The sequence below is a fragment of the Wolbachia endosymbiont (group A) of Hylaeus communis genome (genome assembly GCF_947251915.1).
GTDB classification, from domain to species: domain Bacteria; phylum Pseudomonadota; class Alphaproteobacteria; order Rickettsiales; family Anaplasmataceae; genus Wolbachia; species Wolbachia pipientis.
Genome location: NZ_OX366396.1, coordinates 360579 through 385173, shown reverse-complemented (window position 1 = coordinate 385173; position 24595 = coordinate 360579). Strand labels below are relative to the sequence as shown.

The following is a 24595-nucleotide window of genomic DNA, read 5'->3' as shown; positions in this document are numbered from 1 at the left end:
ATTTATATGAAATATGATTTTAAAAGTGTTGAAAAATTTTATCAAGATAAATGGGATTTTTCTGTAAGCAAGAGTGGTAAACAAGAAAAGTGTTACGTGTTGGAAATGTTTCCATATCCATCTGGTAAAATTCATATGGGACACTTACGTAACTATGCAATAGGGGATGTGATAGCGCGTTACAAGAGAGCTAATGGATTTGAGGTTTTGCATCCAATTGGCTGGGATGCGTTTGGATTACCAGCTGAGAATGCAGCAAGGGATAACAATATTAGCCCCGAAACATGGACAAAAGAGAATATAGATAATATGCGTACACAGTTGAAATCTATAGGTCTTTCTTATAATTGGGAGCGTGAACTCTCCACATGTGAGCCTGATTATTACAAACACGAACAAAAATTTTTCCTGGATTTTTTAAAGCATGGGCTTGCCTATCGAAAAGAATCATGGGTTAACTGGGATCCAGTGGACCAAACAGTGCTTGCAAATGAACAGGTGGTTGATGGAAAAGGATGGCGATCAGGTGCAGTTGTTGAAAAACGTAAGTTGTCCCAATGGTTTTTAAAGATTACTGATTTCGCTGAAGATTTACTCAAGTGCCTGCAAAGTTTGAAAAATTGGCCAGAAAAAGTCAAAACAATGCAGGAGCGTTGGATAGGAAAATCTGAAGGAGCAACTATAGAGTTTGAAGTAGTTGGCCTGAATAAGAAATTAAAAGTTTTTACAACTTATCCTCATACTTTGTTTGGGGCTTCTTTTTGTGCAGTGGCAGCAGAGCATCCTATTGTGCAGGATTTAAAGAATGGTTCTTCTGTTGTCATCCCAGTGCTTGACACTGGGATCCAGGAAATAAAATCGAAAAGAGAGAACGATGAAAAAATAGGAGTTTACACCGGATTAAACGTCAAACATCCATTTCTTGATAAGGAATTGCCGCTTTACATAGCGAATTTTGTGTTGATGGAATATGGGGAAGGCGCGATTTTTGGTTGCCCTGCACATGATCAGCGTGACTTTGAATTTGCACAGAAATATAATTTGCCGATAATTCCCGTTATTTCTTCAGCCCACTTAGGTGTCATTCCAGCGCGTGACCAGAATTCTTACAATGGATCCCAGTGTCAAGCTACTCAGATGACAAAGGAGGCGTATACTGGAGACGGGACAATGTTTAACTCCGAATTCTTAAACGGATTAATGGTTAGTGAAGCAAAGGAAGCCATAGTTAAAAAATTTGAAGAAAAAAAAATAGGCAAAAAAACAATAAACTATCGTTTGCACGATTGGGGAGTTTCAAGGCAGCGTTATTGGGGATGCCCTATACCTATCATATATTGCAAAGATTGCGGAACTGTTCCAGTGCCAGAAAAAGACCTTCCTGTAGTTCTACCAATAGATGTAGAATTTACAAGTGGTGGCAATCCGCTGGATAAGCACCCAACTTGGAAATTTGTTGATTGTCCAAAGTGCGGAAAGCAAGCAGAGCGTGAAACTGATACATTCGACACCTTTTTTGAATCTTCCTGGTATTTTGCTGCATTCTGTAGTGAAGATAAATCAATAGACAAAGATGCATGTAATCGTTTTATGCCTGTTGATTATTATATAGGTGGGATAGAACATGCAATTCTGCATTTGCTTTATTCAAGATTTTTCTGCCGTGCTTTAACCAAATGTGGCTATTTTGATATTAAAGAGCCTTTCTCTACTTTAATCACTCAAGGAATGGTCTGCCATGCAACTTATAAAGACGAAAATGGTAAGTGGCTATTTCCCGCAGAAGCAAAAGAATTAATAGCGCGAGGTGCAAAAGTTCAAGTGGGCAAAGTTGAAAAAATGAGCAAATCGAAAAAGAATACAGTTGACCCAAACTTTATCATAGAAAAGTATGGTGCTGATACTGCTCGCTTGTTTGTGTTGTCCGACACTCCTCCGGAGAAAGATATGGAATGGTCCGATGATGGCGTGGAAGGTTGTTCTCGTTATGTAAATAAATTGTGGCGTATGGTCATGCAGCTAAGACCTGTAAATATACACTATGATAATGAAAATGTTACGGGTGGACTTCTAGAGTACAGAAAAAAAATTCATAAACTCTTACACGGACTTACAGATGACTTGGAAAACTGCAGATTAAACTGTGTAGTGGCAAAATTTCGTGAGATGACGAATTTAATAGCTGAAATAGACGTAAAAACTGGAAAATCTCTTATTGATGAAGGTATATGTATATTAATCAGAGTAATCGAACCATTCATACCACATCTAGCTGAAAGCCTATGGCAAGAAATAGGAGGTCAACCTTGGCCAAGAGCTGATGAATCATTATTAGTTGACGATACGGTAACTATAGCAGTGCAAATCAATGGAAAATTACGTACAACAATCAAGGTGGCAATTAACTTACCTCAAGAAGAATTGAAGAAAATAGCGATAGACTCTGTGTCCAGTAAGATCGATCAAAGCAAAGTTCGCACTGTATATGCTGTACCAAATAAGATAGTAAATATAGTTATATAAAAGACCTGAGTAGTACGTTTTATATAATCTGATTTTATGGCTATACTTTTTTTGACATGTAGTTATATCTTTTTTAATATAAAGGATATATACTTATGCATTATATATTTTTTTGTATGAGGAGTTATATGAAAATAAAGAGATTGTGCGTTTTGGCTGTGTTGCTTACTTCATCTCTAGCAGGTGCAGCTAGTAATAGTGCAAGTAAGTCAGAAGATAAGTACTATGCAGGTTTAAACTTTGGTGCTGGTTGGGGTGGTGGCTTTAAAATGAAACCTGGTGTTGTTCTTGGTTACCATTATGACCAAAACTCTAAATTTGAACTTGAGGTTCTCAGTAATATTAAGTCATTAAAGAGCATAGGAGCTAGCTTATTGGCAAACTACCGCTTCTATCCTGACCTTGATATTGATCCCGTTAAACTATATGTCAGCGGAGGTTTAGGAGGATATCTCCAAATAACACCTTTTGGCTTTGGTGTTAGTGATACAGTTGATGGTGATGGCGATAGTTCACAAGAAGAAAAAGAAAAGGAAGAAGAAACACAAGGTGCTCCAGAATCAGGTGGTGAAGCTGCTGTTTCATCTGTAGTAGATAAAATACTGAGTTCTATTTCCTATAAACTAAAGTTAGGTGTTGATTATGAAATTACTCCGCAGATAATTGGTGCAGTTGGTATGACCATGGGTGGGCAACTAAGTGGTATAAAAGCAAAACAAATACCAGATGCAACTCTAGAGATAGGGGTACGTTATAATTTTTAATGCTGCTACTTAGTTCATAAAGGTAGAGACGATGTTGAGGATGAAATAAACAGCATTAAAAAAAATCCGAAAACGTATTTTCGAATATGGTTTTGAACGCTAGCTATAGATTAGAAAAATAACAAGAAAAAGGGTAAACATACTGTAATTGCTGTTGAATGATGGAGTCCATTATTTTAGCACGAAGTAACGAATTCAGTAGAATAAGTTCTTCAAAAATAATTTAAACTTTTATTAGTAGGAGCAGTCTCATGGAATATTATAGCGATCTCACTAAAAGAAACTTTTATAAGTATCGTTGATGAGAAAGGAAAAATTGTTAAGGAAGAAGTTGTTGCAAGAGAAAGTAAGGCAATAGCTGAATTTTTTCTTGGTCAAGGCAAAAATGACCTTACCCAGAAAAAGTGGAGAGAAAGTTTGGAATGTTTTTTACAAAAAGAATGATGCATCAAATTGTTCTGGAATGCAATAGTTAGAGGTTGTCCGGAAACAAGTAAATTCAAGCATATTCCCTCTTTAACATAACCCTACTCATAGCTAGGTATATGAAATTCTCAGTGGATGTTGTGAGTAAAGCATACTCCTTCGATAGCCTTCTATTCCTATTAACCCAAGCAAAAGTCCTTTCTACAACCCATCTTCTTGGCTGTACTTTATAGCTCTTTCCATAAAAGTCCGGATGTGATAGGATAAGGGTAGATGATGATAAGGAGGTTGAATGCCAGCAGCATATAGTTATGATTTAAGAAAAAAAGCAATGGAAGCGCTAGACGAAGGAGAAAGCAGAGAAACAGTGGCAGCAAGATTTAAGATTGGACGAACTACTTTATGGGAGTGGCAGCAAAGAAGAAAAGAAACAGGAGACTTTCAATCAAAAAAACTTGGAAATGGGGGTTACAATCACAAAATTACCGACTGGGATACCTTTGCCAAATTTGCCAGAGAACACGGAGGAAAGACTCTATCGGAAATGGCTAAACTTTGGAACAACGTTAGTATCCAAACGATCTATCGAGCCCTTAAAAAAATTGAATTTACGCGCAAAAAAAGACATATGGATACAAGGAAAGAAACGAAGAAAAACGTGCTGAATTTTTGAAAATTATAGCGACAAAAGAACCTAAAAACTTAGTGTATATAGATGAGTCTGGCATTGATAACACCGAAGACTACCCCTACGGATATTGCCAGAAAGGACAGCGGTTTTATGCCTTAAAATCTGGAAAGAAAACTCAACGAATCAGTATGGTTGCAGCCTTAAGTGGAAGAAAGATAGTTGTTCCGTTAACCTTTGAAGGCCACTGTAATATGGATGTTTTTAATGGATGGTTTGAGCAATTTTTGACACCGATCTTGGAACCTGGACAGACTGTCATTCTTGACAATGCTACTTTTCATAAGTCTGATAAGATTATCGAGCTTGCTAAAGGGGTTGGTGCAGAAATTTTGTATCTGCCGCCTTATTCTCCAGATTTCAACAAAATTGAGCATCATTGGTTTGCTATAAAAAACAGAGCCAGGAAAAACATTCCTCTATTCGAATCCTTTCGTCGTGCTGTTGATTCTGCCTTCCTATGACCTGTTCGGACTATTATGAGAAATGCTATAAACCCTTGTTCTCTTGTTGGTAGTAGCTCAGGTGGCGTATCTTTGTGCACCCAAAATCTACATGTAGGCCTTTTAACAATTTCAATATCTATGTCATATTCTTCCTTTATGTGATTCTTTAAATTTCTTCCTTGGTATCCCATGTCAGCCCACATTTTTTTAACTTTAGTATATTTTGTTCTCATATTGTTTAATGCTATTTTAATACCATCTCTATCATTTTCGTTAGCAGCGCCTACGTAACAACCTAGTATAAAACCCTGAGTGTCTGTAATTATATGCCTTTTTCTACCCTTTACTTTTTTACTTCCATCATAGCCTTTGATCCCCCCTTTTCTGTAGTCTTTACAGATTGACTATCTACTATACAGGCACTCGGCTGCTCATTCCTTCCTATTTTTCTTCTACTATATTTTGTAATTTCATAATTCATTTTCTCAAAAATTCCCTGCTTCTTCCATTGCCTGAACTGCTCATACACAGTCTTCCATAGCGGAAAATCATTTGGTAAATACCGCCATTGACACCCTGTACGCAATACATAGAAAATTGCTTCTAATATTTCTCTTTTGCTATACTTTGGCGGCCTTCCTCCTTTCTTGTATGATACTCTGAAGTGTTTTTCTATTCTTGCCCATTCCCTTTCGCTTAGATCTGTTGGATACTTTTTTCTCATCTTTACCCCGTACTAAAATTTCAGATATTATAGCCTTTTACTTGTTTCCGGACAACCTCTAATTGCAACTAACCTATGCTGCAAATGTTTAAAAAATTTACCAAGCAGAAAAAAAGACAAAGAATCCCCGAGTTAGCTAGTCTTTTACTATCTCTGTCGAGTATTGGCATTTTTTGATGTCTTGTAACGCTTTATAAGCGCGTTCAGCTTATTTAGATAAAAATCTAGATGTAGATGAAGTTTTGTAAAGACATACAGTATCTATATACTGCAAAAAATTGAACATAAGACGCCGATACATTAAGTAATCCTTACCTTTTAATCTGCAGATTGGTGAAAGCAAATACAATAGCTTCACTATCATGATAAGGGCGCTGGCGAAGGGTGTCAAGTAGGTTTTTTCGTTTCTGTGAACCACCTGCTAACCGACAGCTAACATTAACTACCGATATCGTATCTGAAGAAGCCCCCTGGCCATTCTAAAAAATTTAATGCTGAGTATACCTTACTTTTGGCTTCCTCTATAGTGCTCCCTTCTGCTACTATATTTAGCACTCTTCCGCCATCGGAAACTAAGTTACCACTTTCATCGAATTTAGTACCAGCATGAAACACCAACACACCAGGAATGCTTTCAATCTTATCTAATCCTTTAATTACTTCTCCCTTTTGATAATCACCCGGATAGCCTTTACTTGCAACAACTACACAAACTGTAGATTTGTTGTTAAGTTCCACCATTTTGACATTTAACTTTCCTTCTGCAACTGACAACATCAATTTTAACAAATCGCAATTTGAATCAAATCTAGGTAATATAGATTGCGTTTCTGGATCACCGAATCTAACGTTATACTCGAGAAGTTTTGGGCTATCTTTGCAAATCATTAAACCAGCAAAGAGTACTCCTTTATAAGACGTACCCATGTTAACCAATGCTTGAGCTGTAGGGTATATTATTTTTTGGATAATTTTTTGCTCCATGTCCTTACTTATAATTGAAGGTGATGAGTACGACCCCATACCTCCAGTATTTTGGCTTTTATTACTTTCATCAACTCTCTTATAATCTTTTGCACACCCAAGAGTTACTACTTTCAACCCATCAATAAGAGCAAAAAAACTTACTTCTTCTCCAACTAAAAACTCTTCTATGATTATTTCTTCACCTGATTCACCAAATTTTTTCTCCACTAGCATTGAATTTATTGCTGAAAAAGCTTCGCTTTCTGTATTACATATAACCACCCCTTTTCCTGCTGCAATTCCATTTGCTTTCACTACAAGTGGAAACTTTATTTTATTGCTACGTACAAAATCTTTAGCTAACCCTTCATCAACAAAACACTCGTACTTGGCAGTTGGTATACCATATCGTTTACATAGTCCCTTGGTGAAAGACTTCGATCCCTCAAGTTTTGCAGTTGCTTGACTTGGAGCAAAAACATTTATTCCCTCTGCAACTAAATCATCAGCAAGCCCATCAATTATCGGTTGTTCTGGACCAATAACAACCAACTCTATATTTTCTCTCTTGCAAAATTGTGTAACATCCACTGAATTTTGAATATTTACATCCACAAGAGCCCCAAGATCTTTCATAGCTTGGCGACCAGGAGTTACATATAACTCAGTCAAGATAGGAGATTTTTTTAGAGCCCAAAGTAGAGCGTGCTCACGCCCACCAGAACCTATAACCAGAACCTTCATCTTTATTTCCTCGCTTTTCTATATGTCAAAATTATTATTTGCTTATAACAGTATCATTACTCATGTATTTTTGCAACACGTTTGGTATTGCAATCGACCCGTCAGAATTTTGATAATTCTCCATTATGGCAATAATCGTTCTTCCTATAGCTAAAGCTGAGCCGTTTAAAGTGTGAATATATTTTTTCATCTTTTTATCAGTTTCTGAAGAGTATTTAGCGTTCATCCTTCTTGCTTGAAATGCACCACAATTTGAGCAGCTTGATATTTCTCTATATTTATTTTGCCCAGGTAACCATACCTCTATGTCATAAGTCCTTTGTGCAGCAAAACCCATATCGCCACTGCAAAGCAGCATTACTCTGTATGGCAATTCTAATTTTTTTAATATCTCTTCAGCAACACTCGTCATACGCTCAAGCTCATCATTTGATTGGTCTTCAGTTGTGATGCTTACCAACTCCACTTTACCAAATTGGTGTTGCCTTATCATACCTCTCGTGTCTCGCCCTGCGCTGCCTGCTTCTTTACGAAAGCACTCCGAATATGCAGTAAAGCGAATAGGCAGTTCTTTTTCTTCCATTATTTTGTCAGCAACTAAATTTGTTAAAAACACTTCACTTGTGGGAATCAACCTCAATTCGTCGGTAGTTAAATACGAATCGTCAGAAAATTTCGGTAGCTGACCAACATTATACATAGCCTCGTTTTTCACCAAAGTCGGGTGGTACAGCTCAGTATAGCCAAATTCATTAACATGCATTTCAAGCATAAAATTTATTAGCGCTCGTCCAAGCTTAGCTAACTGTCCTTTTAATATCGTAAATCTTGATCCGGAAATTCTCGCCGCTTGTTCGAAGTCCATTAAACCTAATTTTTCTCCGAGTTCATAATGAGATTCTGGTACAAAATCAAACTGTCTTTTTCCTCCATATCTTCTCACCTCTAAATTAGAGTTCTCATCTGCGCCTATTGGCACATCTTGCGCAGGAATATTCGGCAAGTTAGATAAAACATTCACTAACTTATCCTTTTCTGCTTGTTCTTTTAAGCTGATTGCCTCTATCTCATTTGTGATGCTTTTTGACAACTCTATTTGCTCTTCACAGGGGCTCTTGCTCATTTTAAGCTTTTTTATTTCCTCTGTGATTTCATTGCGCTGCCTATTCAAATCCTGCAGTTTAGTGGTTAATGATCTTTTCTCGTGATCGATTTCTAATATCTCTTCCGCAGTAGATTCTCTAATTCCCCTGCTTTTCATTGCCTTTTCAAATCCTTCAGGGTTTTTGCGTATATATTCTATATCGTGCATATATTGTGCTATTACTAACATTGTTACTGTACTCCAAAAGCTCTTAATATTCAATATATTCTCATACTACTAAAATTATTATGGTTGATTTTTTTGTTAGAATTTGTTAAAATTTAATTAACTTAGCGTTCATAGGGTGTAGTATGTTGGGCATTACAAAAAATAATCAGAAAGAGAGCACTTACTTTGCTGGTGAGGAATTCGTTATCTACGCTACTTGTGTATGCCTAGCAGCCACATTCGCTGCTGGCTGTTTAGGGGCGGTAATAGGATCCCCTCTATTGACCTTTCCACTTGCTATGCTCATCTCTAACCCCGTAGTTTGGGTTTTAACGGGAATAATTCTTACAGTAGCATACAAAATGGTTGTTGAACCTTTATTTTACTTAGCGAAGAACTATATTAATGGAAAAAGAGCTTCAAAGGGGGAAAAGAGTGAAGAAAAAGATACAGAACTACAAGATTTGCAAGGCAAGACTCCAGAAAAGCAAGCAAGACCGAAAACTCCTGATAGGGATAGTGGTGTTATTACATCGGAAATAGCTATAGATAATAATTCTTTTTTACATCAAACAGAGAAAGAAAAGAATTATAATTACAAATTAACTACTACTGATATTAGAGATATTGTAAAAAGCAAATATGGGTGGATAGCACACAAAAATAAAAAAGGCTTAAAAGATACTTCTGAAGGTGTGATTTTTGCTTGTCCTGACTCTACATCATCTTTAGAGCAAGAACTAAAAGAATATAAAAATAAAGTAGAACGAGAGGGTAGTGATTTAGTGTTCACTTCAATCCTTAATTTAAATGGAAACCATTGGGTAACACTGGGTGTTTCTTACGACGAAAAGAGTGAAAAGTTTAGAGCTTGCTATTGCGATTCATTTGGTGAACCATTACCAGAAGAGGTATCAAGTGCGCTACAGAAAACTCTAGGAATAGACAATAGTAGTATTAGAAACTCAAAAGCTAAACAACAAGATGATAAGTATAATTGTGGAATATTTGCCTTAGAGAATGCTAAGAAAATTACAGATATGCTGAAAGCAGGCAAATCGTTTGATGAAATTGATGATCAGCTAAAATATGAACTTAGTTCAGAGCAATTAATAGAGAAGAGAAAAGAATTTGCAAAAGCGTTGAAAAAGGATGAACAAAGCAGGGCTGGCACGCCAAGCCCTGTATTAGGTAGTCCAGGAAATATAAGTCGTAAAGATAGCGGAGTAAGTTTAGATTCAGTAGAAAGTAAGCAAACAAAAATTGTTCAATATAATACTACAGGTGATGGCAACTGCTTTTTCCATGCGGTATTTGGTGATAATAGCTCTGGTCAATATAAAACTGAAAAAGCACAAGATATGAGAATGGAATGGCACAAATTTTTAAGTCAATTTAACTCTTTGAATGATCCAAGGATGCCTGAGTTATTGAAGGGACAGATGCAGAAAGTTTTTGGTGCATTCTTAGAAAATCCAAATCATTTGATTGGTATGTCGGACTCAATAAAAGATTTGGTTCAGCATACAAACAGACGGGTAGAGAAGATCAAAAAAAAGACTAATAAATTAATAAAAAAGTTATGTTGTTTTACAACATTAAAAGAAAATGAAGTTATAGGTGATTTAAGAAGCATTAGTGCTAGTAATCTCAATATTAGTGAAAGAAAATATGATAGAAATTATAATAGTGATACTGCAGCAAATTCTTTTCTCAATGGCAAATCCATTTATAGATCTTATCTAGAGGCAATCAGCAGCCAAAGTTACCATGTTTTCATAGAAGAAATTTCTATCTTAGCTTCGCTGGCTAATATTGAAATTGACGTCTACTATAAAAATAATGGTAATGATGTAAATACATTGTTTCTGCCAAATGCGGGAATGATAAATGAAGGTTATCAGCAGAACAACGAGCTATGGGGAAATAAAGAACAAGAAACGGTATACTTGGCACCTGGTCATTATGAGAGAGCTGAGATAGTAGAGGTAGAGCCTTCTCTTATGGAAAAAGTAAGTTCGGCTATACAAAGTGTTGTAACAGTATGTGTAAATGCGCTAGGTTTGAACACATAGAATATATGTCCCTACAAGTAGGAAATTTGACAATTGATTCTCCAGTTATTTTAGCTCCAATGTCTGGAGTGACTGATTATCCGTTTAGAAGTATTGTGAAGAAACTTGGTGCAAGTTTGTTAGTTTCAGAGATGATCGCAAGCAGAGCTATGATTATGCAAACTCGCCAGAGTTTGCAAAAAGCAAAAGTCGATGCATTAACTGCTGTGCAGCTTGCTGGGTGTGAGCCAGATGTTATGGCGGAGGCTGCAAAATTAAACGAGGACATGGGAGCAAAAATTATAGACATAAACTTTGGTTGCCCTGTTAAAAAAGTTGTAAACGGTTATGCAGGATCAGCGCTAATGCGTGATGAGAAAAAAGCCGCTGAGATAATTGAAGCTGTGGTCAAAGCAGTGAATATGCCAGTTACGGTGAAAATGCGCACTGGATGGAACGATGAAAATCGCAATGCCCCGAGACTTGCGAAAATTGCCGAAGACTTAGGAGCAAAAATGATCACTGTGCATGGAAGAACAAGAGCGCAGCTTTATAATGGTCAAGCAGATTGGAAATTCGTTAGAAATGTTAAAGAGCAAGTGAAAATTCCAGTTATAGTAAATGGCGATATTAAAAATTTAAATGATATTCAGAATGCTCTCAAAGAATCTGGAGCAGACGGAGTGATGATAGGTCGTGGTGCCTACGGTAAACCTTGGCTGATTAATCAAGCAATGAACTTTCTCAGTGGAAGTGAAACTTCTGAGCCAACAGCTTCAGAGAGATTAAGCATCATACTCGAGCATTACGACAATATTCTTGAGTACTATGGAAATGACACAGGAATAAAGATGGCCCGCAAACACATAGGTTGGTACAGTAGCGGGCTTCAAGGCTCATCTGAATTTCGTGTGAGAGTAAATAACATGACAGATAGCACAGAAGTGAAAGAAAATATTATTGGCTTTTTTGGTCAAGAGACACACTAGCTGTACTCAATTCGACTGATCGTATGCCACTACGCTCTCTTCCTCACCAGAGTGTAAATGACAACCATTATCCATCAACCATCAACCATCCCTCGTCATAAGTTTCAATATCAAAATATTTTTCATATTTATCCACATTATCACAAAGTGAAAGTGCTCTGATCTTATTCATAATCAAACCTGTACCAGCAGGAATTAATCTTCCTACTATAACATTTTCTTTTAATCCACTTAAAGGATCACTCTTCCCGCAGAATGCTGCTTCTGTAAGTACTTTTGTTGTCTCTTGGAAAGAGGCAGCAGAAATAAAGGAGCTAGTTTCAAGACTTGCCCTAGTAATCCCCTGCAGAATAGGAAGATAATGAGTAGACCGTTTGCCAGAGTTACTCATAGCATCATTTTCCCTATCAACTTCCAGCTTGTCAATGCTTTCGCCAACCAAGTACATAGTATCACCAGGATCAGTAATTTCCACTTTTTGTAGCATTTGTTTTAAGATCACCTCTAAATGCTTATTGTCTATACGAACACCCTGCAATCTATAAACTTGCTGTATTTCAGAAATCATATAGTGCGCTAAAGCTTCTAACCCAAGCACACGTAAAATATCATGGAGATCAGGGTCACCATCCATCAATAGATCACCTTTACGTACAAAATCACCTTCATTGACTATTACATGCTTACTTCTTGATACCAAATATTCAACTGGAGAAATTTGTTCATCTACAGGTTTAATTAATATACTGCGTTTTCCTCTACGGTCTTTTTCAGAAAACGCTACATAGCCATCTATCTCACTAACAATAGCATGCTCTTTAGGACGACGTGCTTCAAATAACTCTATAACCCTCGGTAAACCACCAGTAATATCACGAGTTTTAACTGACTCTCTTGGTGTTCTTGTAATAACATCACCTGCATGAACCTTCTGGCCATCTTGTACATTGAGCACTGCACCGATTGGTATAAAATAACATGCTTCAACGCCACTTGCGAGTGTCATTACTTTACCATTATCGTCAAGCAGCACAATACGAGGACGTAAATTAGCTCCACCAGAATGCAATTTCCAGTCTTTTACTACTTTGCTTGATATTCCTGTAGATTCATCCATCACTTCAGTGATCGAAATTCCATCTTTTAAGTCCTGATAAGACACTGTACCAGTCTTCTCCGTGATAATAGGCAATGTATAAGGATCCCATTCCGCAACTTTATCGCCAATTTTTACTGACCCACTCTCATCTACATAAAGTTTAGCGCCGTAAGGTACACTGTGCTTCAACTTCTCACTACCAAGGCTATCAATCAACACGACTTCACAGGAACGGCTTATCACAATTTTATTTCCGTTTCTATCTATAATTATATTACTATTGTTTAACTTTATTTTAGCATTAATAGAAGCTATAATATTCGAGGATTCAACGCCTCTAGTCATTACTCCACCTATATGAAAAGTACGCATCGTTAACTGAGTACCTGGCTCTCCAACAGATTGAGCAGCTATAACACCAACTGCTTCACCTATTGAAACAATTTTACCAGTTGCAAGGTCTCTTCCATAACATAAAGAACATACACCAGGACTTATTTCACAAGTTAAAGGCGATCTAATTTTTACAACATCAAGACCTGCAATGCTGATTTGCTTTACTTTATCCTCATCAATTAATTCCCCTGCTTTTACTAATAATTCTTTTGTCACTGGGTTATATATATCATTTGCAGCTGTTCTACCCAGCACAACACTCTCTAGAGATGCAACTATAGTACTTCCTTCAACTGTAGCTCTCACAACAAGACCATTTTTTGTTTTACAGTCATGCTTTGTAACTATGCAATTTTGAGATACATCAACTAAACGACGAGTTAAGTATCCAGAGTTTGCAGTTTTAAGTGCAGTGTCAGCTAAACCTTTACGCGCACCGTGAGTAGAATTAAAGTATTCAAATACGTTCAATCCTTCACGGAAATTAGAAATTATAGGTGTTTCTATAATCTCACCAGAAGGTTTGGTCATGAGCCCTCGCATTCCTGCTAGCTGTTTCATCTGTGAAGTAGAACCCCTTGCACCAGAGTTAACCATCATATACACTGAGTTGTACTTACTATTTCCATCATATATAGATATTGCTTTTAACATATCATTAGCTATCATATCCGTACACTTAGACCATTCATCTATAACCTTGTTATACCTCTCACTTCTAGTTATTAGCCCATCTTGATATTGCATAGAGAATTTCTTAATTTCACCCCTCGCGTGATCAACATGTGTAGCTTTAGTTTCAGGTATAACCATATCACAACGACCAAAAGAGACACCAGAAAATGTGGCATACTCAAAGCCAAGTACCATTAATTTATCAGAAAATGCCACTGTAGCACTTTGACCACAGTTACGATATACCAAATCAACTATACCAGTTATTTCCTTGACTGTTAATATCTGATTTATTAGATCGAAGCCTAGATTCTCATGCTTAGGAAAAATTTGCCATAATATTAAACGGCCAGGAGTTGTACAAACAGTTTTATAGTGAGTTTCACCGCTGCTATTAATATACTCCATCCTATACTTTATACTAGAATGAATATGTAAAGTACCATCACTCAAGGAATGCTCAACTTCACAAAAAGCACCAAAAGATGGTAAATTATCTTCCTTAGGTTCTTGTAAAGTCAGATAATATATACCAAGTACTATATCTTTACTAGGAACTATAATCGGTCTGCCATTAGAAGGACTTAAAACGTTATTAGTGGACATCATCAACACCCTAGCTTCAAGCTGAGCTTCCAATGAAATTGGCACATGCACTGCCATTTGATCACCATCAAAATCAGCATTAAACGCCGTACAGACAAGCGGATGAAGCTGTATTGCTTTGCCTTCAATAAGGATTGGCTCAAAAGCCTGAATACCAAGTCTATGTAGCGTAGGCGCTCTATTCAACAAAACAGGATGCTCTTTTATTACCTCTTCAAGCATATCCCAAACTTCTGGTTTTTCTGCTCTTATCAACTTACTAGCAAACTTAATAGTTGGAGCCATACCATACATCTTAAGCTTTGAGTAAACAAAAGGTTTGAATAGTTCAAGAGCCATTCTTTTTGGTAATCCACACTGATTTAGTTTCAAAGTTGGACCAACAACTATTACAGAACGTCCAGAGTAGTCTACCCTTTTTCCTAAGAGGTTCTGGCGAAAACGACCCTGTTTTCCTTTTAACATATCACTAATGGACTTTTTATATCCAACAGCACCAGCTTTATTTACCAAAGTATTACGACGACTATTATCAAAAAGAGAATCAACTGCTTCTTGTAACATCCTTTTTTCATTACGAATCATAATCTCAGGAGGATTTAAGCTCAACAATTTCCTCAACCTGTTATTTCTATTAATAATAGTCCTATAATGATGATTCAGATCAGAAACTGCAGGACGACCACTCTCAAGCGATACCAAAGGACGCAAATCAGGTGGTAAAATAGGTATAGTTGTAAGTATCATCCACTCAGGCCTATTTCCAGATTTAATGAAGTTTTCAACAATACGCAATCTCTTTATAATTTTCTTTCTTCTTATCTCAGAAGCAACAGATTCTAATTCTAGTCTTAAATCCTTCCTAATTTCATGTAAATCAAGGCGCGTTAGCAACTCTCTTATAGCTTCAACACCTTGCATAGCTACAAAACTATCGATCCCATAGCTATCTTTAGCTTCATTATAAGCTTTTTCACTAATAATCTCACCTTTTTCAAAAGGCGAAACAAGAGGATCTATTACGATATAATTATCGCTATATAAAATATTCTCAATATCTCTGAGAGACATATCCAATAATGCTCCAATTCTTGAAGGAAGCGATTTCAAAAACCATATATGAGCAACAGGAGATGCAAGCTCTATATGACCCATCCTTTCTCTTCTTACTTTAGAAGATGTAACTTCTACTCCGCATTTTTCGCATATGCGACCTCTGTGTCTTCTTTTTTTGTATTTTCCACATAAACATTCATCGTCATTGACAGGGCCAAAAACCTTAGGGCAAAATAATCCACCTTTCTCAACTTTGAACGTACGATAATTTGCAGTTGAAACATCTTCTATCTCACCACAAGATATACGCTTAATACTTTCAGGGCTAGCAATCGATATGCTAACCTCATTAAAAGGTTGTGCAATGTTAGTGTGAGATATATCTTCAATCACTACATCATTTTGCTTTAAATCTACATTTAAACATAAAGAACGTAGTTCTTTTATCATCACATTAAAGGATTCAGGAATTCCACATTCAAAATTACTGTCACCTTTTATTATCGATTCATAAATCTTAACTCTACCATTAATATCATCAGACTTCACAGTTAACATTTCCTGCAAAGTATAAGCAGCACCATAGGCTTGTAATGCCCAACATTCCATTTCACCAAAACGCTGACCACCAAAATGAGATTTTCCTCCAAGAGGTTGTTGAGTAACCAAACTATAAGGCCCTACTGAACGCGCATGAATTTTACCATCAACCAAGTGGTGCAACTTAAGCATGTACATGTAACCAACTGTAACCTTGCGGTCGAATTTTTCACCACTGCAACCGTCATATAATACAGCTTGTCCAGAGTTATCTAAACCAGCAAGTTCAAATAATTTTGCTATTTGTTCATCTTTTGGACCCTCAAATACAGGTGCAGCAACAGGAACGCCATCACGTAATTTGCGTGCAAATTCAATGAGATTATTATCACTAATATTACGAATATCATTACAGATAGATACGTTACTGCCATAGCTATAAACCTCAATCAGGAAGTTACGTAAATTGCTGTATGAACTTTTACAAGAGTTCAAATAGTTCTCTACTAACTCATTCAACTCGTCATTTAGTGCATTCTTATTAGGTGTATTTAAAACAGAAGCCGTTATTTCATCATCATCAATATTTTCAATTTTTTTATTATCAAGGTATGCTACTGCAAATTGTGTAAAATTATCATCGTTAAGGGACCTAATTCCCTTGCAAAAAGCACTTTTGATCTTATTGATCTCATCGAGAATATTACTTACCTTTTCCCCTAATTTTCTACAAGCCCAACCTACATGCGTTTCCAGTATTTGTCCTACATTCATTCGTGAAGGAACACCAAGAGGGTTAAGAATAATATCAACAGGAGTACCATCTTCCAAATAAGGCATATCTTCCACTGGCACAACTCGAGAAATCACACCTTTATTTCCATGTCTACCAGCCATTTTATCCCCTGGTTGCAGACTATGTTTCACAGCAATGAAAACTTTTACTGACATCGACACACCTTGAGGCAGGTCATAACCTTCATGTAATTTTTCTACTTTTCGCTTAAACTGTGCTATTGCATGTGATACTTTTTCATCAAAATCTTTTTTTAAGCTCTTAACTTGCTCAGAAATGGATTGGTTTTTTAATCCTATACCCCACCATTGCTCACGTTCAATAGAGTCAAATTTTTCTCGATCTTGAGAACCAGAATTAATAAGAAGTTTCTTCAGTTCATCATAGAAATATTCACTAGTAACATTGATTATATAATCTCGCTCTTCCTCAAAGTCATTTATCTCTTTTTGTTTGATGAGTAATGCCCTTTCATTTTCTTCAACCCCCCTGCGTGTAAAGACTTGTACATCAATTACTGTCCCTTCAACATCTGGAGATGTATATAAAGAGGAATCCGCACAATCGAATGACTTTTCACCAAAAATTGTCATTAATAACTTCGTTTCAGGAGGCAATGAAAGAGAAGGTTTAGGTGTAACTTTACCTACCAGAATATAGCCTGGACCAACTCTTGTACCAATTTTCACTATACCACTATCATCCAAGTGATATAGATTTTCTTCATTAACACCAGGTATAGCACGAGTTATTTTTTCTGATCCTAAAGGGGTATCATGTACAACACAGTCAAATTCTTCTATATGAATAGAAGTAAAGAGATCTTTTTTAACAACTTCACTAGAAATAATAATAGAGTCTTCAAAATTATAACCTTGCCAAGACATAAAAGCGACTAGCAAATTTTTACCAAGCGCCAACTCACCACTGTTAATTGCAGGACCATCAGCTATTACATCACCCTTTTTAACATAATCACCTACGCACACTAGCGGTCTTTGATTAATACAAGTATTATGGTTAGAACGCTGAAATTTCCTTAGATGATAAATATCTACGTCCAAGTAGTTAACCCTTTCTTTATCAAAAGCACGTATAACTATAGAGTTACTATCAGAGCTATCAACTATGCCATCGCGTTTTGCTAAAACTACAGCACCAGAGCCAGAAGCTACAAAAGACTCCATACCAGTAGCAACCAGAGGAGCGGTAGGCTTCAATAAAGGTACGGCCTGACGTTGCATATTTGAGCCCATTAATGCTCTATTAGCATCATCATTTTCTAAAAATGGAATCAAGGAAGCTGCAACTGATATTACCTGCTTAGGAGATACGTCAATGTAACTAACTTGGTCGCTACTTACCATGACGAAGCTACCAGCATATCTACAGTATAGCATGTCATCAACAAAGCAATTATTTTCATCAAGCTTTACGCTAGTGTCAGCTATATGATGTGAGCCTTCGTCTATAGCAGAAAGATACTCAATTTGATCAGTAACAACCCTATTGACTACTTTTCTATAAGGGCTTTCAATGAAACCATATTTATTAATACGCGCGTATATAGCTAAGCTGTTGATTAACCCTATATTTTGCCCTTCAGGAGTCTCAATAGGGCAAATTCTTCCATAATGAGTTGGATGAACATCACGCACCTCAAATCCTGCCCGTTCTCTTGTTAAACCGCCAGGACCTAACGCGGATAACCTTCTTTTATGTGTTATTTCAGATAACGGATTAGTCTGATCCATAAATTGAGATAATTGAGAAGAATTGAAGAAATCTCTTAAGACATTAGTTAACACTTTTGGATTAATAAAATCAGATGGAGAAACTTTATCTAAACTAGAAGTGGACATAGAATCAACTATTGCGCGTTCCAATTTCAACAACCCAGTTCTAAATTGATTTTCTATAAACTCTCCAACTGATCTTACTCTTCTGTTTCCTAAATGATCAATATCATCTACAGATCCTTGACCGTCACGTAACAATACTATTTTTTTCACAATTTCAATAATATCTTCATGCGTTAAAACAGTTAAATCCTCATCATAATTTAATCCAAGGTAAGAGTTAAGCTTCAACCTACCAATGTTAGACAAATCATAATATTCCGGACTGAAGAAAAGATTACGGAAAAACTCTTCTACTATCTCTAAAACAGGAACTTCACCAGGACGCAAAACTCTATATATTTCATATAGTGCATCCTGATAAGACATGTTTTCATCTAAGAAAAGCGTATTTAATATATAAGGTCCAACAAACAAATTATCTATGTTCAACACTGATATTTCATCTACAGATAATAACTCAAGCTTCTTTATGTCTTCCAGCTTTATAGATTCACCAGCAGATAAAATTTTCGTAGAGCTAGCACTATCCATTAAATCTTCTGCGAGGAATAAACCACATATAGAATTAAAAGGAACCAGATACTCTTTCAATTCATTATCATATAGCTTTTTAGCTAGTCTTGAGGTAATACGAACGTTAGCTTTAAGCAGCACATTACCTTCAATATCCATTAAGTCGAAAGGCAGCCTCACTCCTTTAAATTTATCAGGAACAAAAGGCACTTTCCAACCATCTTTATGTTTTACATACTTTATTTTCTCATAAAATCTATCGAGTATATCATTATTTGATAGACCCAACGCCTTTAATAAAACTGAAATTGGCAATTTTCTTTTTCTATCAACACGAAAATACAAATGGTCTTTAACATCAAATTCAATATCAAGCCAAGAACCCCTATAAGGAATAATTCTAGCAGAATAGATCAATTTACCAGAATTGTAAGTTTTTCCCTTATCGCTATCAAAAAATACACCAGGAGACCTATGCATTTGTGAGACGATAACTTTTTCCACACCATTAATGATGAAAGTGCCCTTATCAGTCATCATAGGCAACCCACAAAAGTGGACTTTCTGCTCTTCTATAGATTTTACAACGGTTGCAAGTTTATAATGATCTCCACTCTCTTTAATCGATTTATATTCATCAAGAGAAATACCATCCTGCATAACAACAAGACGTATAGAAGCAATAACCTGAGCAGAAAAAGTTACACCACGCTTTATACACTCAGATTCATCATACTTAGGATCATCTACCCTACAACTTATAAACTCAATAGTAGCCCTACGCAAAGGATCATTTATTGGAAAGATTGTATGAAAGATAACTTCAAGTCTTTCATTACCCTTATTCTTAGGAGTAAAAGAATCATATGATTCTTTTTGAACCTTAACCAAATCCAATAAAGAATCTTTTAAATCAATCGACCTAGAATAAGAAACTCTAGGAACAAAAGCACCAGAAGCGTACATATAAGAAGAATCAACCATTAAAATACCCCAAACTAATTAAAAGAGCTATATCAATATAAAATTAATACATTAAATATTATTCAAGCTCCACTTTAGTTGCTCCTGCTTCAATAAGTTTTTGCTTGATTTTTTCTGCTTCGTCTTTAGGAACATTAGCAGTCAAATCTTTAGGTAAAGATTCAACCAACTCTTTTGCTTCTTTTAAACCCAATGTAGAATTAACCTCTCTCACAGCTTTAATAACTCCTATTTTTTTACTCGCATCAATTTCTTTAATCACAACTTTATACTCAGCTTTTTCTTGAGCAGCAGGAGCAGCAGCATTATCACCAATAGGCGCCCCAGCACCAACAGCTCCACCAAGAAAAGAACCAGCAGGCAACCCTATTTTCTCTTCTAAAACTTTTACAAGTTCAGAAGCCTCTAATAGGTTTAAAGATAATATTTTATCAACCAAATCACTTGTTACATTACTCATAATTACCACCTTACTTAACAACAAATTTATTTTTTAGAACTATAATAATCCAAAACTCTCATAAGCCTCATAGAAGATGAATTAATAGACAACGCTAACCGAGCAGGAATATCATAAGATATTAAACGCATAATTTTAACACGCAATTCATCCAGAGAAGGCAACTTAGCCAGTTTATTAACATCTTCCACTGTTAACAATTCATTTAAATGAGCTGCGCAAATCACAGACATTTTTTCTTTGTTAGCATTAGTAAAATCAACTATTAATTTTGCAGCTTCTACTATGCCACTAGAGTATATAATAGCAACAGGACCGGAAAATTTGCCTGATAAATAAGAGAATTTACCAGTACTTTCCAAAGCCAAGCGCGCTAGAGTGTTTTTAACTACTAATACCCCACCTGCTATAGACTTCAGACTATTCCTCAGAGTTAATGAATCATTAGCATTTATAGATTTAAAATTTACTAATATCAAGAAATCATTATTTACAAATACGTTTATTGTGCTCTGTATAAATTCATCCTTATCTTTACGCTTCACGGTATCACTCCCTTAAATTATATCTTCCACTTTGCCTATCTTATAAGCTTTACCCATAGTTGAATTTAAAAAAACACCCTTAAAGTAAATTCCTTTCGCAGAAATAGGTTTATTATCTTTAATTACTTTAAGAAAGGCTTTTAAATTTTCTAGCAAGTCATCAATATCAAATTTAATATTTCCTAATTTACCATGAATAACACCATTTTTATCTGTTCTAAATTTTACCTGACCAGACTTAATGGTTTTAATAGCTTCTGCAATGTTAGAAGTCACAGTACCAAATTTAGGGTTAGGCATCAGCCCTTTAGCACCCAATGCTTTTGCAATAGGAGTGATTTTTGCCATAAAATCAGGAGTAGTAATGCACCAATCAACATCTAACTTTCTACCTTTTTTTATTTCTTCAACTAAATCCTCTCCTCCTGCAATATCAGCACCAGCTTTTTCAGCTTCTAATAAATGTTTATCTTGAGCGAAAACAGCTACTTTAATATTCTTCCCGATACCTTTAGGCAAAACTACTGTACCACGCACCTGCTCTTCAGATTTACGTGAATCTACGCCTAAATTGACCGCAATATCAACTGATTCATTAAATTTTGCTGAAGCAGACTCAACAATCTTCTTCAAACACTGCTTAGGATTATCATTATATGTATTCATTTACCTAACCTTCCACAACTTCTATACCCATAGATTTTGCAGTGCCTACAACCATTTTCACTGCTGAATCTTCATTATCCACTTTCATATCAACCATCTTGCACTTTGCTACTTTAATTATAGCAGACATAGGTAATTTAGCCACTAATCCTTTACCAGGATTACCAGAACTTTTACTTAATTTAGCCTCCTGCTTAAGTAAATAAGCCACAGGCGGACCGCTGACAGTAAAATCATGAGAGCGATCATCCTTTATGGAAATTCGCACTGTTACTAAATCGCCTACTTTATAATTAGCGTTAGCAGCACTAGTAACTTTATTAAAAGCTTCACAAAACTTAGGAACAGGTATACCACGTGGACCAAGTACTGAAGCAATTTTCGGTCCTGGAACTGCTTTCCCAGCTTCCATAAGTAAGTTAATCTTAGCAACTATAACACTCATAATTAATCCTCTATTTTCTCTACTTGAGCCAGATCAAGCTCTATTATTGTCGGCTTACCTAAAATCGATACTTCCACATTAATAATTTTTTTCTCATCGTTTACCATATTTACCTTACCAGTAAAATTTTGAAAAAGACCATCATTAATTTTCACTTTTTCACCTTTTTCATAACCATAACCTAACTTCTTTGTCTCTTGAGCATTATAAAGTGCATTACACATTGAGTGAATCTCATCATCCAAAATCACCTTTGGAATATTACCGTTTTTCAAAAATCCATAAACCTTAAGAGATTTTGGTATATTATTGATAAAATTCAATACTTCATCGCATAAATTCACGTATAAAAAGACATAACCAGGAAAGCATTTCCTTCGTGTAGCAATTTTCTTAGATTTCAACTCTACTTCACTTAGCTCTTCATATGGAATAAAAACTTCCTTAAAGTAATCATTAACACCCAATCTCATAGAATTTTCCAATATATGTTGGCGCACTTTCTCTTCACAATTAGAAGCAACTCTCAAGATATACCATTTATACCTATTAAATTCTTTACACTTTAAACTTATCTCATCATCTAAAATCATCTCAAAATTACCAGATTCGCCACTGCAGAATCCAGGCGTTTGATTCAAAATATTTTTGCTTTCATCACATAGATGCATATATACATACACTTCACATAACTCTTTTATATCAGACTTTGCATTACATACCGTTTGATAAGGAATAAACACTTCCTTAAAATAAATAGCATTACTTACCAATCCGCGTATATCTTGCTCATATCCATAATCAACTTTAATGATATACCATTTATATTCACATTCCATAAATAATTCCAAATAAAGCCTTAATTACGTAAAGAGACATAAAATCCACAAAACAGAAGAAAATCGAAAAGCATAATATAACAATCATTACAACAAATAGAGATGACAACACCTCCTGTTTCTTTACCCAAGCAATTCTTCGTATTTCTTGCTTTATATCACAGAAAAAAACACACAAACTTTTTAACATTTTCACCACAACATTAATGCAGGAGCGATAGGAATTGAACCTACAACCTCTGGTTTTGGAGACCAGCGCTCTACCAATTGAGCTACACTCCTATAACTCAAACTCTCACTCCAAAATTTCAGAAACAACACCAGAACCAACAGTTCTACCACCTTCTCTTATCGCAAAACGCAATCCCTTATCCATCGCTATCGGTACTTGCAATTCTACTTCTATACTCACATTATCTCCTGGCATTACCATCTCCTTCCCATCTAGCAATTTTACGCTCCCAGTTACATCTGTTGTCCTTAAATAAAACTGTGGCTGGTAATTCGCAAAAAATGGTGTATGCCTTCCTCCTTCCTCTTTCTTTAATATATAAACCTCCGCCTTAAACTTTCTATGCGGTGTTATCGTCCCCGGTTTCGCTAATACTTGCCCTCTCTCCACTTCTTCTCTTTTTGTTCCTCTTAACAATATTCCTACATTGAGTCCTGCACTTCCCTTATCCAGCAACTTCTTAAACATCTCAACACCTGTGCATATCGTCTTTTGCGTCGCTTTCAGACCTATTATCTCTATCTCTTCTCCCGTCTTTATCTCTCCCTTCTCTATTCTTCCTGTTACCACTGTTCCTCGCCCCGATATCGAAAATACATCTTCGATTGGCAATAAAAATGGTAAATCCACAGGCCTTGGTGGAACCGCTACATATTCATCTAACTTTTCCATCAATTTGTCTATTGATTTCTTTCCATATTCGCTGCTGTCATCCTCCAGCGCCTTGAGCGCTGAACCAACCACCACAGGCACCTCATCCCCTGGAAATCCGTATTTACTCAGTAATTCCCTCACTTCCATTTCTACTAAATCTATCATATCAGCATCAGCAACATCAGCTTTATTTATATACACCACGATATATCCAACACCTACCTGCTTCGCCAGCAATATATGCTCTCTCGTTTGTGGCATTGGCCCATCAACCCCCGACACTACCAATACTGCCGCATCCATCTGTGCTGCACCTACTATCATGTTCTTTACATAGTCAGCGTGTCCAGGACAATCAACGTGTGCATAATGCCTTTTTTCCGTCTGATACTCAACATGCGCTGTTGCTATCGTTATCCCCCTCTTCCTTTCTTCTGGCGCTTTATCTATCTGATCGTACGCTACAAAATTTCCATAATGCTTCGTTATCGCCGCTGTTAACGTCGTCTTCCCATGATCCACATGTCCTATTGTTCCCACATTTACATGCGGCTTTCCAAATGCTTCCACTACTGCTGTCATAATTATTAC

15 protein-coding genes, 1 tRNA gene and 2 pseudogenes are annotated in these 24595 nt (G+C 36.2%); 5 read left to right on the top strand and 13 right to left on the bottom strand.

Going from position 1 to position 24595, the window contains the following annotated elements; translation table 11 throughout:
• Window positions 1-6 precede the first annotated feature (6 nt).
• Entirely contained in the window at window positions 7-2523 is a 2517-nt protein-coding gene (gene leuS / locus OPR52_RS01860; RefSeq protein WP_265038331.1) for a leucine--tRNA ligase, read from the top strand.
• A gap of 128 nt (window positions 2524-2651) precedes the next feature.
• Window positions 2652-3287 carry a hypothetical protein gene (locus OPR52_RS01855; protein WP_265038330.1) on the top strand — a complete coding sequence of 212 codons (636 nt, stop codon included), beginning with the start codon at window positions 2652-2654 and terminating at the stop codon, window positions 3285-3287.
• 499 nt (window positions 3288-3786) lie between these two features.
• Here the strand turns inward: OPR52_RS01855 and OPR52_RS01850 are convergent.
• Window positions 3787-3951 (bottom strand): annotated as a pseudogene (locus tag OPR52_RS01850) (transposase); the annotation flags it as partial.
• A gap of 54 nt (window positions 3952-4005) precedes the next feature.
• Here OPR52_RS01850 and OPR52_RS01845 point away from each other — a divergent pair.
• Window positions 4006-4865, top strand: a protein-coding gene (locus OPR52_RS01845) for an IS630 family transposase (RefSeq protein ID WP_265037751.1) whose coding sequence is annotated in 2 segments (ribosomal slippage) — window positions 4006-4330 and window positions 4330-4865 — 861 coding nt in all. Because the reading frame shifts where the segments join, the coding sequence is not laid out codon by codon here.
• Between the two features lie 29 nt (window positions 4866-4894).
• Here OPR52_RS01845 and OPR52_RS01840 read toward each other — a convergent pair.
• From OPR52_RS01840 to serS, 3 genes and pseudogenes are all read right to left on the bottom strand, one after another.
• A pseudogene (locus OPR52_RS01840) lies at window positions 4895-5571 on the bottom strand (IS5-like element ISWpi1 family transposase); the annotation flags it as partial.
• Window positions 5572-6009: 438 nt separating this feature from the next.
• Complete coding sequence (gene purD / locus OPR52_RS01835; protein ID WP_265038329.1) at window positions 6010-7281, bottom strand: phosphoribosylamine--glycine ligase; 1272 nt, start codon at window positions 7279-7281, stop codon at window positions 6010-6012.
• A gap of 34 nt (window positions 7282-7315) precedes the next feature.
• Entirely contained in the window at window positions 7316-8593 is a 1278-nt protein-coding gene (gene serS / locus OPR52_RS01830) for a serine--tRNA ligase (protein WP_253303755.1), read from the bottom strand.
• A gap of 143 nt (window positions 8594-8736) precedes the next feature.
• Here serS and OPR52_RS01825 point away from each other — a divergent pair, with 143 nt between their 5' ends.
• Entirely contained in the window at window positions 8737-10668 is a 1932-nt protein-coding gene (locus OPR52_RS01825; protein WP_265038328.1) for a C48 family peptidase, read from the top strand.
• A gap of 5 nt (window positions 10669-10673) precedes the next feature.
• On the top strand, window positions 10674-11636 hold the full coding sequence (gene dusB, locus OPR52_RS01820) for a tRNA dihydrouridine synthase DusB (RefSeq protein ID WP_012673040.1): 963 nt from the start codon (window positions 10674-10676) through the stop codon (window positions 11634-11636).
• Window positions 11637-11703: 67 nt separating this feature from the next.
• On the opposite strand, the gene OPR52_RS01815 is transcribed toward dusB, so the two are convergent.
• The 9 genes from OPR52_RS01815 to tuf form a co-directional block, all read right to left on the bottom strand.
• Window positions 11704-20163 (bottom strand): DNA-directed RNA polymerase subunit beta/beta', encoded by an 8460-nt coding sequence (locus OPR52_RS01815; protein ID WP_265038327.1) that lies wholly within the window; start codon window positions 20161-20163, stop codon window positions 11704-11706.
• A gap of 58 nt (window positions 20164-20221) precedes the next feature.
• Window positions 20222-20623 (bottom strand): 50S ribosomal protein L7/L12, encoded by a 402-nt coding sequence (rplL, locus tag OPR52_RS01810; protein WP_007551887.1) that lies wholly within the window; start codon window positions 20621-20623, stop codon window positions 20222-20224.
• A gap of 26 nt (window positions 20624-20649) precedes the next feature.
• The gene (gene rplJ, locus OPR52_RS01805; RefSeq protein WP_265038326.1) at window positions 20650-21168 is read right to left on the bottom strand and encodes a 50S ribosomal protein L10; all 519 of its coding nucleotides are present in this window, start codon (window positions 21166-21168) and stop codon (window positions 20650-20652) included.
• 12 nt (window positions 21169-21180) lie between these two features.
• Window positions 21181-21834 carry a 50S ribosomal protein L1 gene (gene rplA, locus OPR52_RS01800; protein ID WP_264722991.1) on the bottom strand — a complete coding sequence of 218 codons (654 nt, stop codon included), beginning with the start codon at window positions 21832-21834 and terminating at the stop codon, window positions 21181-21183.
• A 4-nt stretch (window positions 21835-21838) separates the two neighbouring features.
• Window positions 21839-22279 carry a 50S ribosomal protein L11 gene (locus OPR52_RS01795; RefSeq protein ID WP_265038325.1) on the bottom strand — a complete coding sequence of 147 codons (441 nt, stop codon included), beginning with the start codon at window positions 22277-22279 and terminating at the stop codon, window positions 21839-21841.
• A 2-nt stretch (window positions 22280-22281) separates the two neighbouring features.
• Entirely contained in the window at window positions 22282-23118 is an 837-nt protein-coding gene (gene nusG, locus OPR52_RS01790; protein ID WP_264722990.1) for a transcription termination/antitermination protein NusG, read from the bottom strand.
• Window positions 23108-23308, bottom strand: a complete 201-nt coding sequence (gene secE, locus OPR52_RS01785) for a preprotein translocase subunit SecE (protein ID WP_250295527.1) — start codon at window positions 23306-23308, stop codon at window positions 23108-23110. The genes nusG and secE overlap by 11 nt, the downstream gene beginning before the upstream one ends.
• 19 nt (window positions 23309-23327) lie before the next feature.
• Window positions 23328-23400 (bottom strand) — tRNA-Trp (locus tag OPR52_RS01780).
• 13 nt (window positions 23401-23413) lie between these two features.
• Window positions 23414-24586 carry an elongation factor Tu gene (tuf, locus tag OPR52_RS01775; protein ID WP_264722989.1) on the bottom strand — a complete coding sequence of 391 codons (1173 nt, stop codon included), beginning with the start codon at window positions 24584-24586 and terminating at the stop codon, window positions 23414-23416.
• Between the last annotated feature and the right edge of the window lie 9 nt (window positions 24587-24595).